Source organism: Brevundimonas sp. P2_A6 (assembly GCF_056404975.1).
On record NZ_JBFUCZ010000001.1, the window covers coordinates 254,279 to 266,373 of the forward strand.

Below are 12,095 nucleotides of genomic sequence, written 5' to 3' on the forward strand. Positions count from 1 at the left end.
GATAAATTCCGACCCGCGTTATCCGGCTTCGGCAAACGCGACGCGGGCGGCCCCCAGCAGGGCCGCGTGCTTGTGCGTAATCACCCAGGTCGGGATGTCGGCCATATAGGCCTTGAACCGGCCCTTGCGCTCGAAACGCTGGCGGAAGGGGCTGGCTTTCAGGAAGGGCAGGATGCGGGGCGCGATGCCGCCCGCGATATAGACCCCGCCGCGCGCGCCCGTGGTCAGGGCGATGTCACCCGCGACGGCCCCCAGAATCGCGCAGAAGCGGGCGAGCGTCGCGCCGCACGGGCTGTCCGGATCGGCCAGGGCCGATTTCGTGATCTCGGCCGGGTCCTCGATATGGGTCTCGCGGCCGTCGATCTCGGCCAGGGCGCGGTGCATGTTCAGAAGGCCTGGGCCGCAGATCAGGCGCTCGATCGAGACGCGGTCGTAGCGGCGGCGCAGGATGCGCAGGATCTCGTCCTCCACCGTATCGCCGGGCGGAAAGCAGGCGTGGCCGCCCTCGGACGGCATGGCCATCTCTCCGCCGTGCGCATCGCGCACCAGAGCCGATACGCCGAACCCGGTGCCGGGCCCCAGCACGGCGATCGTCGCATGGGGATCACCCGCCTCGGGTCCGCCCAGCTTTTCCAGGTTCTCGTCCGGGATCACCGGCGCGCCCCAGGCCAGGGCCTCGAAATCGTTGATGAGGCGCACGGGGTTCAGGCCCAAGGTCTGAAGTTCGGTCTCGGAGACAGCCCAGGGCGAGTTGGTCAGGTCGATGGCTCCGTCCTCGACCGGGCCGGCCACGGCGATGACGCCGCCGGTCGGCTTGACCTCGCAGCCGTCGATGAAGGCCTTCACCCCGCCGAGAAAGGTCGGATACTGCTCGGCCGGGAAGCTCTCGTGGTGGTCCAGCACGATCTGGCCGTCGATCATCCGCGCGATGGCGAAGCGGGCGTTGGTGCCGCCGACGTCGCCGACGAGGAGGGTTCTGGACTCGGTCATGCGTCTATCGCCCGGTTCTGCACATTGGGATCGGCCACGTCGCGGATTTCGGGTTGCTGGCTCGTCGGCTCGGCGACGAAACAGACCGAGGCCCCCTGTTCGGCGGCGGAGACGACCGAGCGGAAGGCCCCGAACAGCTCGCGGCCATAGCCCCAGCTCTGCACCGAGGCGGGCCGGGCGCGGTCGCGGCCCGCAAGGTCGGCGGTGGTCGTGAGCACCCCGGCCTCGGCGTCCAGGCGGACGAGGTCGCCCTCCTGCACATAGGCCAGGGGGCCACCCTCGAGCGCCTCGGGCGTGACGTGGATGGCGGCGGGGGTCTTGCCGGAGGCGCCCGACATGCGGCCGTCGGTGACCAGGGCGATGGGGACGCCGCGATCCTGAAGCACGCTCATCAGGGGCGACAGGGAATGCAGTTCGGGCATGCCGTTGGCCTTGGGACCCTGGAAGCGCAGGACGATGACGCCGCCGGTGTCGAGCTGTCCCGCCTGGAAGGCCGCCAGCACGTCTTCCTGGGCGTCGAACACGCGGGCGGGGCCTTCGACGATGCGGTGCTGGGGCTTCACGGCCGAGATCTTGATGACGGCGCGACCGAGGTTGCCCTTGACCAGACGCAGGCCGCCCTCGGTGTCGAACGGATCGGAGGCGGGGCGCAGGATGTCGCGATCCAGGCTTTCGGCGACCCCGTCCTTCCAGACCAGCTCGCCGTCGATCATCGCCGGTTCCTGGAAATAGTGATGGATGCCGCGACCCATGATCGTGGTCACGTCGGAATGGATATGTCCGGCCTGGGCCAGCTCGCGCGCCACGAAGGCCACGCCGCCCGCCGCCTGGAAGGCGTTCACATCGGCCGAGCCGTTGGGATAGACCCGCGACAGCAGAGGCGTGACCGACGACAGCTGGTCCATGTCGGTCCAGTCGATCAGCACGCCCGCCGCCCGCGCCATGGCGACCAGATGGATGGCGTGGTTGGTCGATCCGCCGGTGGCCAGCAGGGCGACGATCATGTTGACGATGGACTTCTCGTCGATGACGTCGGCCATGCGACACTCGCCGGTCTGGGCCAGTTCGACCGCGCGCTTGGCGGCGGCGGCGGTCAGGGCGTCGCGCAGGCCGGTCTCCGGGTGGACGAAGGCGGTGGAGGGCATGTGCAGACCGCCCAGCTCCATCATCATCTGGTTGGAGTTGGCGGTGCCGTAGAAGGTGCAGGTGCCGGGCGAATGGTAGCTGCCAATCTCGGAGGCCAGCAGCACGTCGCGGCCGACCTTGCCTTGCGCGTATTCGGCGCGGACGCGGGCCTTTTCGGCGTTGGGGATGCCCGAGGGCATGGGCCCGGCGGGGGCGAAGACGACGGGCAGGTGGCCGAAGGCCAGGGCACCCATGAACAGGCCCGGCACGATCTTGTCGCAGACCCCCAGCATCATGGCGGCGTCGAAGGCGTCGTGGGTCAGGGCGACCCCGACCGACATGGCGATCACGTCGCGGCTGAACAGCGACAGCTCCATGCCGGGGCGACCTTGCGTGACGCCGTCGCACATGGCGGGGGTGCCGCCCGCGACCTGGGCCGTCGCGCCGACCTCGCGGGTGGCTTTGCGGATGACCTCCGGGAACCGTTCGAACGGCTGATGCGCCGACAGCATATCGTTGTAGGCGGTGACGATGCCGACGTTGGGTGTCTTGCCGGTCATGGCCGTCAGCTTGTCGGCGGTGGTCTGGCCCGCGAAGGCGTGGGCCCAGTTGGCACAGCTGAGCTTGGCGCGGCCGACGCCGGAATTGCGGGCAGCGTCCATGCGGCGGAGATAGTCGGCGCGCGTGTCTTTCGAGCGTTCGACGATGCGTTGGGTGACTTCCGCCACGACCGGATGAAGGGCCATCAGTTCGCTTCCGTCCAGACGACTTCGAGGGGAACCTTCGCCGCGATCATCGCCGCGATGGGCTGGCTGGCCGGGTCGCCGTCGGCCTCGCGCTCGAACACCGAACGCTTGGCGGCGCCTTTCAGGCCCAGGATCACGCGGCCGGCCGACGTCAGATAGGGCAGGTTAATCGAGAGCCGCTCCAGGCTGGGCGCGGCACCGTCGCGGCCATGCGGGACGCCGAGGACCGTCGGCTTCAGGGTCGGGGACAGCAGGGTCTTCAGGGTCGGTGAATTGGGGAACATCGAGCAGATGTGGCCATCCTCGCCCATGCCAAGCAGGACGGCATCGAACCGGCCACCCGCTTCGGCCAGGGCATGCGCGGCCTTGGCGGCCGCGCGATCGACGGTGACCTCGGCATGGTACAGCGGGATGAAGGTCGCGGCGGCGGCGGGGCCTTGCAGGAGGACGTCGCGGATCAGGCGGGCGTTCGAGTCCGGGCTGGTCTCGGGCACATAGCGTTCATCCACCAGGGTGACGGCGATGTTCGACCAGCCGATGTCGGCCTGGGCCAGACGGGCGTAGACCGGAGAGGGCGTCGATCCGCCAGGACCGGCGAACAGGGCGCGGCCCTCGGTGAGGACGGCGGCGGCGAGGGTTTCCTCCAGCCGGCCCGCGATGGTGGCGGCCCAGGCGTCGAGGGAGGGGAAGGTCTCAAACATCCTGTGTATTCCAGTCGCGGCCCGTGCGCGCCATCAGCATGTCGGCGGCGTCGGGGCCCCAGGTGCCGGCGCGGTAGGGCTGAGGCTTCACCTTGCCGTCGACCCAGGCCTGGGACACGCCGTCGACCCATTCCCAGGCCTTTTCCGCCTCGTCGCGGCGGACGAACAGGGTGGAATCGCCGTTCAGCGCGTCGAGCAGCAACCGCTCGTAGGCGATGCGGCGGCGGGGCGGTGCGTCGCCCTTGCCGCCCACGCCCCAGGACAGGCTCATCTGGATCGGCTGTAGCTGCATGCGCTGATCGAGGCCCGGCTTCTTGTTCATGACCGTCAGGCTGATGTCTTCCTCGGGCTGCAGCTCGATGATCATGCGGTTGGCGGCGTCCTCGTCGCGGGCGTCCTGGCCGAAGATGGAATGCGGCACCGGCTTGAACTGGATGACGATCTCGGTGCGCTTCTCGGGCAGGCGCTTGCCGGTGCGCAGGAAGAAGGGCACGCCCGCCCAGCGCCAGTTGTCGATGTCGGCGCGGATGGCGACGAAGGTTTCGGTGTCGCTGTCGGAGCCGCGTTCCTCGTCATAGCCGGGGACGCGTTTGCCCTCGACGGTGCCGGAGACATACTGGCCGCGAACGGTGACCCGCTCGGCGTCCTCGTCGGTGATGGGGCGCAAGGACCGGATCACCTTGACCTTCTCGTTGCGCACCGAGTCCGGGTCGAGATCGCTGGGCGGCTCCATGGCGACCAGACACAGCAGCTGCAGCATGTGGTTCTGCAGCATGTCCCTGAGCGCGCCGTATTCGTCGTAATAGGGCCAGCGGTCGCCCACGCCGACCGTCTCCCCCACCGTGATCTGGACGTGGTCGATCGACAGGTTGTTCCAGAGCGGTTCGAAGATGACGTTGCCGAAGCGCAGGGCGATCAGGTTCTGGACCGTCTCCTTGCCCAGATAGTGGTCGATGCGGAACACCTGCTGCTCGCTGAAGGCGTCGGCCACGGCGTCGTCGATGGCGCGGAAGCTCTCCAGGTCGCGGCCGACCGGCTTTTCCAGCACGACGCGGTCCTCGGGCTCGGCCAGGCCGGCGGCGCGCATGGCGGTGACGATCTTCGCATACAGCGACGGGGAAACGGCCAGGAACGAGGTCACGGACCCGTCGCCCACCGTGTCGCGCAGGGGTTTGAGGCTCTCGGCCGATGTGGCGTCGACGGCGAGGTAGTCGAGCCGGGCTTCCAGTTTCGACCAAGCGGCGTCCGACCAGTGGCCGTCGGCCTTGGATTCGACGGATGCGCGAACCTTGGCGATGTATTCCTCGCGCGTTTCTTCGGATCGCGCCGCGCCGATGATCTTCAGGCCCTCGGGAAGCAGGCCGTCGTGTTCGAGGAAGTAGAGCGAGGGCAGCAGCATCCGCATCGCCAGATCGCCGCCACCACCGAACAGGACCAGAGCCGCCATGCCTATTCCTCAAATCGCGAGGGCAGGCCCTCGATCAGTCAGTCCGCGTGTGTGGCCGGTCGCGCGCGTGAGGCCAACACGTCCAGAACGTCCTGAAACGACATTTGACGCGCCCGTAACAGAACCAGCAGATGATAGATCAGATCCGCGGCCTCGGATGCGACTTCCTCGTTCGGACCGGCGGCGCCGGCGAGGGCCGTCTCCACGCCCTCTTCGCCGACCTTCTGGGCCACGCGTTTCGGCCCCTGGGCCAGGAGCTTGGCCGTCCAGCTGGTCTCGGGATCGGCCGCGGCGCGCTCGGCGATCGTCGCCTCCAGACGGGCGATACGGCCCAGGCCCGGCGCGTCCTCAGGTCCGAAACAGCTGGTCGTGCCCAGGTGACAGGCCGGTCCCATCGGACGGACGGCCAGCACCAGGGCGTCGCCGTCGCAGTCGGGGGTGATCGAGACGACGCGCAGCCGATTGCCGGATGTCTCGCCCTTTCGCCAGCGCCCGCCGCGCGAGCGGGAGAAGAAGGTGGCCTCTCCCGACGCGATGGTCTCGTCCAGCGCGGCGCGGTCCATGTAGGCGAGCGTCAGCACCTGCAGGGTGTCGGCGTCCTGCACCACGGCGGGGATCAGGCCGTCGCCCTTTGCGAAGTCGAGGGTGGTGGGGTTGAATGTCATTGTCCTTCTCCCCTTGCGGGAGAAGGTGGCCGAGCGGAGCGAGGTCGGATGAGGGGTGACCCCAGGTCTGTCCGATTGGCGTTCATCCCGATCATCGCGTCTGCATCCTCGTACCCCTCATCCGTCAGCCTTCGGCTGCCACCTTCTCCCGCAAGGGGAGAAGGGCACTGAACACTCACTGCCTCACCTCCACGCCCGCGCCGGCGAGGAAGGCCTTCAGGTCCGGCACGGCGATCTGGCCGGAATGGAAGACGCTGGCGGCCAGGGCTCCCGACACATTGGCCCGGTCGAAGACGTCAAGGAAATGCGACTTGGCCCCCGCGCCACCAGACGCGATCAGCGGGATGGTCAGGCGCGACCGGGCGTCGGAAAGCTGGGCGGTATCGTAGCCCTGGCGCACCCCGTCCTGATCGATGCAGTTCAGCACGATCTCGCCCGCCCCGCGCTCTTGCGCCTCGACCACCCAGTCCATGGTGCGCCGCCCGGCTAGGCGGCGGCTGTCGGGATCGCCGGTGTATTTGTGCACGACATAGTCGCCGTCCTCGCGCCGACTGTCGACGCCGACGACGACGCACTGGCTGCCCAGCCGCTCGGCCATCTCGGTGATCAGTTCGGGGCGTTCGAGAGCCGGGGAGTTGATCGAGACCTTGTCCGCGCCGTTGTCCAGGCAGGCGGCGGCCTGGTCGACCGTGCGGATTCCGCCTGCGACGCAGAAGGGGATGTCCAGCAGGCGGGCGATGTCTCGCACCCATCCGTAGTCCAGCGTCCGACCCTCGGGCGAGGCGGTGATGTCGTAGAAGACCAGTTCGTCGGCGCCCTCGTCGCGGTATCGCGCGGCCAGTTCGGAGGCATCGCCCATGTCGACGTGGCCCTCGAAGCGCACGCCCTTGACGACGCGGCCGTCCTTCACGTCCAGGCAGGGGATGATACGGCGCGCGGTCATGCGCAGGCCTGTATCGCCTCAGCGGCGGTGAAGCGACCCTCGTAGATGGCGCGGCCGACGATGGCCCCGTCGCAGCCGATGGCTTTCGCCGCCGTCAGGTCGGCGAGGCAGGAGACCCCGCCCGAGGCCTGAACCTTCAGGTCGGGACGACGACGGATGACCTCGGCCAGCAGGTCCAGATTCGGGCCGGTCAGCGCCCCGTCGCGGCCCACGTCGGTGATCAGCACGTTTTCCAGCGTTCCCGGCGGATAACGGTCCAGCGCGGTCCACAGGTCGATGGGGGCGGCCTCGGTCCAGCCCTTCAGCGAAGGCACGGGCACGCCGCCCTCGCCGACGCGGACGTCGAAGGCGAGCGTCAGCCGGTCGTAGCCGAACTTGGCCAGCCAGGCGGAGACGACGGCGGGTTCGGTCACCGCCTGGGAGCCGACGACGACGCGGCTGACGCCCGCGTTCAGCAGATTGCGCACATCGGACAGGGTGCGCACGCCGCCGCCCGACTGGATGTTGACGGCCAGGCTTCCGGCCAGTTCGCCGATCAGTTCGTGCTGGACCGCGCGGCCGGCCTCGGCGCCGTCCAGATCGACGATGTGGACCCAGGTCGCGCCCTCGGCGGCGAAGGCGGTCAGGCGCGCGGCGGGGACGGTGTCGTATTCGGTCACCTGATCGAACCGGCCATGCATCAGCCGCACGCAGACGCCGTGTCGCAGGTCGATGGCGGGATAGACGATCATGCGGGCAGCTCGAGGAAGTTCTTCAGGATCCGCGCGCCGGCCTTGGCCGACCGCTCGGGGTGGAACTGGCAGCCCCAGCGGTTGCCGGTACGGACCATGGCGGGGACCTCGGCCCCATAGTCGGCGCAGCAGATGGTCGCGTCCGTCTCCGGACAGACATAGGAGTGGACGAAATAGGCGTAGTCGCCCTCGGCCACGCCAGCCAGCAGCGGGTCGTCCTTCAGATTGTGCAGCTGCGACCAGCCCATGTGCGGCACGGGCAGGTCGTCGCGCACCGGCATGCGGGTGACCCGGCCGGGGATGAAGCCCAGCATGGTGGCCCCGCCGTTCTCCTCGCTCTCGGCGAACAGAAGCTGCTGGCCCAGGCACAGGCCGAGCAGGGGGCGGTCGAAGCCCTTGATGACGTCGGTCAGGCCCAGAGCGGCCATCCGCTCCATGGCATAACCGGCCGCACCGACGCCGGGCAAGACCAGGCGTTCGGCCTCGGCGATCTCGACCGGGTCCGAGGTGATGCGGGCGTCGGCACCCAGCCGCTCCAGCGCGAACTGGACCGAGGCGGTGTTGCCGGCCCCCAGGTGGACGATGGCGGTATGGGTCAAAGCACGCCCTTCGTGCTGGGCACGGCGTCGCCCTCGACGCGGATGGCCTGACGCAGGGCGCGGCCGAAGCCCTTGTAGACGGCCTCGGTCTTGTGGTGGTCGTCGTCGCCCTTGACCGAGATCTGGATCGCGGCCCCCAGGTGCTCTGCCAGGGAGCGGAAGACGTGGGCGGTCAGGTCGGTGCGGTATTCGCCGATGAAGGGAGTGGCGAACGTGCCCTCGAACACCGGATAGGGGCGGCCCGAAAGGTCGATGGCGACATTGGCCTGGGCCTCGTCCATGGCCAGGACGAAGCCATAGCGCTGGATGCCGCGCCGCTCGCCGAGCGCTTGCTTCAGGGCCTGACCCAGGGCGATGGCGCTGTCCTCGATGGTGTGGTGCGGGTCGGTGTGCAGGTCGCCCTCGCACTGCAGGCGCAGGGAGAACCCGCCGTGGGCCGCGACCTGTTCCAGCATGTGATCGAAGAAGCCGACGCCGGTCTCGATACGGATCGGGCCGGTGGCGTCCAGATCGACGGCGCAGACGATGCGGGTCTCCTTGGTGTCGCGCACAGCCTGTCCGACGCGGTGGGGGCGCGACTTGGCGGGGGTCAGCCCCAGCGCGGTCAACAGCCGGTCGTTGACCTCGGCCTTGATGGAGACTGGCAGGCGGACGCGGTCGCCGGATCGGTCGGCGGCGATGCCGTATTTCGAAAGGTCGGACAGGGTCGCCTGGACGTCCGAGGGGCGGGCCATCAGGATCGGGCCGACGCCGGTCTCCACCACCATGACCCGGCCGATCTCGCGGACCAGCCGGTCGCGCTCGCGGCGGACGGCGGCGATCCGTTCGGCGGTCTCGATCATGCGGGAGGGATCGAGCGCCTGCATGGCCAGCCGGACCAGCGGTTCGGGCAGGGCGTAGGGCTCGACCACCTCGGACAAGCGGGCCAGTGTCCGGGGTTGGGCCAGGGCCGCGCCGACGCGGGCCCCGGCCAGCCCATAGGCCAGGGACAGGCTTCGCAGAACGATCAGGTTCGCGTGGTCATCGATCAGGGTGGCGGCGGAGGCACCATCAGCGAACTCGACCAGACCCTCGTCCACGACCAGAAGGGCGGGGGCGACGCGTTCGGCCATCTCGACCACGGCTTCGGGCGAACCGAGAGCGCGGATGACCACGGCGGCGCGGTCGCCGTCAGAGGCGCGATAGATGCGGGCCAGACCGGCATAGGGCTCGGCGTCGGGAGCCTCGACCGACCGGCCGTCGCGGGCGGCGAGGCGATAGACCAGCTCCAGCCCGTGGGTCAGGCCGCGGACGGGCAGGACCTGGTCGGGGCCGACGACGCCATAGACCTGGGCCATGCGGGCGGCGAGGGCGGTCGTGTCGCCGGGATAGGCGTCGAGGCCTTCGCCACCGGCGACCAGCGGCGGATAGGGGGCGGGGAGAGTCATTGTATTCCTCCCCCATTGGGGGAGGGGGACCGCCGCGCGCTTGCGCGGGGGTGGAGGGGGCCAACCGCGCACGCCGGAATCTGGGGCAGGCCCCCTCCGTCACGGCGCGAAGCCGCGCCGCGCCACCTCCCCCGACGGGGGAGGATTGTCGGGTCAAACATCATCCCACGCTCCTCAGGTCGGCGGCGCGGGCGTGGGCTTCCAGGCCTTCCAGCCGGGCCAGCCGGGCGGCGATGGGACCCAGGCGTTCGGCACCGGCTTCCGTCACCATCTGCACCGACATGGAGGTCATGAAGCTGGCGGTGGTGATGCCGCCGAGCGTCCGCGCTCCGCCGTCGGTGGGCAGGACGTGGCTTGGGCCGGCGGCGTAGTCGCCCAGGGTCTCGGCCGCCCAGCGCCCGACGAAAACGGCTCCGGCGGCGCGGATGGAGGCGACCAGGGCCTCGGCGTCCTCGGCCTGGATGGCCAGGTGTTCGGGGCCGTAGAGGTTCGAGACTTCGCAGGCCTGCGCCATATCGGCGACCAGGATGGCGCGGGCCTCCGACAGGCTGGCGCGGGCGATGTCGGCGCGGGGCAGGGTTTCCAGCTGTTCCTCGACCTCGGCCAGGATGGCGTCGATGGTGGCGGCGCGTTCGCAGACCAGGATGACCTGGGCATCGGCGTCGTGCTCGGCCTGGCTGAGCAGGTCGGCGGCGGCGATCTCGGGGTCGCAGTGGCGGTCGGCGATGACCAGCAGCTCGGATGGCCCGGCGGGCATGTCGACGGAGGGGCCGTTGGGCAGGGCGGCGGCGTAGCGCTTGGCCTCCGCGACATAGGCGTTGCCCGGCCCGAACAGCTTGTCGCAGGCGGGAATCTCGCCGTCGTCCAGCACGGCACCATGTGTCATGGCCGCGATGGCCTGAGCCCCGCCGAGCAGCCAGATGGCATCGAGGTTCGCCTCGGCGGCGGCCAGGATCATGGCCGGGTGGACGCTGCCGTCCTTGGCCGGGGGCGTGACGACGACGCGGGTCGTGACACCCGCGACTTCGGCCGGGATGGCCTGCATCAGCAGGGACGAGAACAGGGGGGCCGTGCCGCCGGGGACGTAGATGCCGGCAGCCGTGATGGGCCGCCAGACGAGCTTGGACTTCACGCCGGGCGTGGTCTCAACGAAGGCCGTGTCGGCCGGGATCGTCGCCTGGTGGAAGACGCGGACGTTCTCGGCGGCGACGCGCAGAGCCCGGGTGTCGGCGGGGGGCAGGGCGTCGCGGGCGGCGGCGACGGCCTCTGGCGTGATGGCGATGCGGCGCGGCTTGAAGCCGTCGATCCGCTCGGCGAACTGGGTGACGGCCGCGCCGCCCGAGATGGCGACCTGTTCGAAGATGCCGCTGACGACGTCCTGGACGTCGCGTTCGCTGCGGCGCGCGGGGCGGGCCAGGGCGTCGAGGCAGCCCTGTCCGTCCAGGCTGGACCAGTCGATGCGTCGGATGTTGAGCGCGCTCATCACATCATCTTCTCGATGGGCAGGACCAGGATGGCCGATGCCCCGGCGGCCTTGAGCTTCTCCAGCGTCTCCCAGAAGACGGCTTCCTGACACACCGCGTGGACGGCGACCGCGTCGTCGCGACCCATCAGGGGCATGACGGTGGGGGCACCGGCGCCGGGCAGGATGGCGGTGATGGCGTCGAGCGCCGAACGGGGCGCGTTCAGCATGACGTATTTGGCGCCCTGAGAGCTGACCACGCCCGCCATCCGCTCGATGATCGACTCCAGCAGGTGCGACAGGCCGGGCTCTGGCGCGACCGGGGACTGGATCAGGACGGCCTGGCTTTCGAACACGGTCTCCTTGGCCGCCAGCCCGTTGGCCTCCAGCGTCGCACCGGTCGAGACGAGGTCGCAGATGGCCGAGGCCAGCTTCAGCCGGGGGGCCACCTCGACCGCGCCGCGCATGACGACGATGTCGGCCCCGATGCCCTGCTCATCCAGATAGCGGCGCAGGATCTTGGGATACGACGTGGCGATGCGCAGGCCCTGCAGCGAGGCCGGTCCGGCGTAGTCGAGCATCGGCGGGCAGGCGAGCTTCAGCGTGCATTTGCCGAAGCCCAGCGGCATGACGACGGACGCGTTCGCGCCTCCGTTCTTGCCCTCTTCCAGCACGTTCTCGCCGACGATGCCCAGGTCGCAGACGCCGTCGGCGACGAAGGTCGGGATGTCGTCGTCGCGCACGCGCAGCAGGTCGATCGGATAGTTCTCGACCTTGTAGAGCAGGTCGTTGGCGCCCTTCACCACGCGTAGGCCCGCATCCCTGACGAGATCGAGGCTGCGGTCGGCCAGACGGCCGGATTTCTGCACGGCGATGCGAAGTCGCCCCTGGACGGTACTCATGATGTGGACTCAGGCTTTCGGGTTCAGGCGGTCCAGCACCAGGCGATAGCCTTGATGCTGCATCTCGCGCAGGAAACGCGCGACGCGGACGACGGTCGTGGGACTGGCCCCGGCCTCCATCGCGATCTCTCGATAGGATTTGCACTTCTGGTCCAGCAGCCGGGCGACGGCCCAGCGTTCTGCGAAGGCGCGGACCTCGGCGGGGGTGCACAGGTCCGACAGGAAGGCGTCCAATTCCTCACGCGTCTTCAGCGACAAGAAGGCGTCGTAGAGCGCATCCTTGTCGTCGGCAGCCCTGGCGGGCGCGGTGCTGGAGAGGGTGTCGGTCATTGAGGGCGTTCCACTATGCTGTAACAG

The 12,095-nt window shown here is 69.5% G+C and carries 12 protein-coding genes; all 12 read right to left on the reverse strand.

Going from position 1 to position 12,095, the window contains the following annotated elements; translation table 11 throughout:
* Positions 1-18: 18 nt before the first annotated feature.
* The 12 genes from glk to AC1DW4_RS01400 all read right to left on the reverse strand — a co-directional run bounded on the left by glk (position 19) and on the right by AC1DW4_RS01400 (position 12,068).
* Positions 19-990 (reverse strand): glucokinase, encoded by a 972-nt coding sequence (gene glk, locus AC1DW4_RS01345; RefSeq protein ID WP_477015438.1) that lies wholly within the window; start codon positions 988-990, stop codon positions 19-21.
* On the reverse strand, positions 987-2,861 hold the full coding sequence (gene edd, locus AC1DW4_RS01350) for a phosphogluconate dehydratase (protein WP_477015439.1): 1,875 nt from the start codon (positions 2,859-2,861) through the stop codon (positions 987-989). Before edd ends, glk begins: the two co-directional genes overlap by 4 nt.
* Positions 2,861-3,562, reverse strand: coding sequence for a 6-phosphogluconolactonase (gene pgl, locus AC1DW4_RS01355; RefSeq protein WP_477015440.1), 702 nt, complete (start codon positions 3,560-3,562; stop codon positions 2,861-2,863). Before pgl ends, edd begins: the two co-directional genes overlap by 1 nt.
* Complete coding sequence (gene zwf / locus AC1DW4_RS01360) at positions 3,555-5,009, reverse strand: glucose-6-phosphate dehydrogenase (RefSeq protein ID WP_477015441.1); 1,455 nt, start codon at positions 5,007-5,009, stop codon at positions 3,555-3,557. The genes pgl and zwf overlap by 8 nt, the downstream gene beginning before the upstream one ends.
* A gap of 38 nt (positions 5,010-5,047) precedes the next feature.
* The gene (gene hisIE, locus AC1DW4_RS01365) at positions 5,048-5,674 is read right to left on the reverse strand and encodes a bifunctional phosphoribosyl-AMP cyclohydrolase/phosphoribosyl-ATP diphosphatase HisIE (RefSeq protein WP_477015442.1); all 627 of its coding nucleotides are present in this window, start codon (positions 5,672-5,674) and stop codon (positions 5,048-5,050) included.
* A 175-nt stretch (positions 5,675-5,849) separates the two neighbouring features.
* On the reverse strand, positions 5,850-6,617 hold the full coding sequence (gene hisF / locus AC1DW4_RS01370) for an imidazole glycerol phosphate synthase subunit HisF (RefSeq protein ID WP_477015443.1): 768 nt from the start codon (positions 6,615-6,617) through the stop codon (positions 5,850-5,852).
* Positions 6,614-7,348, reverse strand: a complete 735-nt coding sequence (locus AC1DW4_RS01375; protein WP_477015444.1) for a 1-(5-phosphoribosyl)-5-[(5-phosphoribosylamino)methylideneamino]imidazole-4-carboxamide isomerase — start codon at positions 7,346-7,348, stop codon at positions 6,614-6,616. The genes hisF and AC1DW4_RS01375 overlap by 4 nt, the downstream gene beginning before the upstream one ends.
* Entirely contained in the window at positions 7,345-7,947 is a 603-nt protein-coding gene (gene hisH, locus AC1DW4_RS01380) for an imidazole glycerol phosphate synthase subunit HisH (RefSeq protein WP_477015445.1), read from the reverse strand. The genes AC1DW4_RS01375 and hisH overlap by 4 nt, the downstream gene beginning before the upstream one ends.
* On the reverse strand, positions 7,944-9,374 hold the full coding sequence (gene hisB / locus AC1DW4_RS01385; RefSeq protein WP_477015446.1) for an imidazoleglycerol-phosphate dehydratase HisB: 1,431 nt from the start codon (positions 9,372-9,374) through the stop codon (positions 7,944-7,946). The genes hisH and hisB overlap by 4 nt, the downstream gene beginning before the upstream one ends.
* Positions 9,375-9,534: 160 nt before the next feature.
* Complete coding sequence (gene hisD, locus AC1DW4_RS01390; RefSeq protein WP_477015447.1) at positions 9,535-10,857, reverse strand: histidinol dehydrogenase; 1,323 nt, start codon at positions 10,855-10,857, stop codon at positions 9,535-9,537.
* Positions 10,857-11,738: an ATP phosphoribosyltransferase gene (hisG, locus tag AC1DW4_RS01395; protein WP_477015448.1), complete on the reverse strand. Its 882-nt coding sequence runs from the start codon at positions 11,736-11,738 to the stop codon at positions 10,857-10,859. Before hisG ends, hisD begins: the two co-directional genes overlap by 1 nt.
* Positions 11,739-11,747: 9 nt before the next feature.
* Positions 11,748-12,068 carry a YerC/YecD family TrpR-related protein gene (locus AC1DW4_RS01400; RefSeq protein WP_477015449.1) on the reverse strand — a complete coding sequence of 107 codons (321 nt, stop codon included), beginning with the start codon at positions 12,066-12,068 and terminating at the stop codon, positions 11,748-11,750.
* Between the last annotated feature and the right edge of the window lie 27 nt (positions 12,069-12,095).

What these genes read in the sequence shown, in the direction of transcription:
- glk (WP_477015438.1), bottom strand. Translation starts at nt 990, where the DNA reads ATGACCGAGTCCAGAACCCTCCTCGTCGGCGACGTCGGCGGCACCAAC.
- edd (WP_477015439.1), bottom strand. Translation starts at nt 2,861, where the DNA reads ATGGCCCTTCATCCGGTCGTGGCGGAAGTCACCCAACGCATCGTCGAA.
- pgl (WP_477015440.1), bottom strand. Translation starts at nt 3,562, where the DNA reads ATGTTTGAGACCTTCCCCTCCCTCGACGCCTGGGCCGCCACCATCGCG.
- zwf (WP_477015441.1), bottom strand. Translation starts at nt 5,009, where the DNA reads ATGGCGGCTCTGGTCCTGTTCGGTGGTGGCGGCGATCTGGCGATGCGG.
- hisIE (WP_477015442.1), bottom strand. Translation starts at nt 5,674, where the DNA reads ATGACATTCAACCCCACCACCCTCGACTTCGCAAAGGGCGACGGCCTG.
- hisF (WP_477015443.1), bottom strand. Translation starts at nt 6,617, where the DNA reads ATGACCGCGCGCCGTATCATCCCCTGCCTGGACGTGAAGGACGGCCGC.
- AC1DW4_RS01375 (WP_477015444.1), bottom strand. Translation starts at nt 7,348, where the DNA reads ATGATCGTCTATCCCGCCATCGACCTGCGACACGGCGTCTGCGTGCGG.
- hisB (WP_477015446.1), bottom strand. Translation starts at nt 9,374, where the DNA reads ATGACTCTCCCCGCCCCCTATCCGCCGCTGGTCGCCGGTGGCGAAGGC.
- hisD (WP_477015447.1), bottom strand. Translation starts at nt 10,857, where the DNA reads ATGAGCGCGCTCAACATCCGACGCATCGACTGGTCCAGCCTGGACGGA.
- hisG (WP_477015448.1), bottom strand. Translation starts at nt 11,738, where the DNA reads ATGAGTACCGTCCAGGGGCGACTTCGCATCGCCGTGCAGAAATCCGGC.
- AC1DW4_RS01400 (WP_477015449.1), bottom strand. Translation starts at nt 12,068, where the DNA reads ATGACCGACACCCTCTCCAGCACCGCGCCCGCCAGGGCTGCCGACGAC.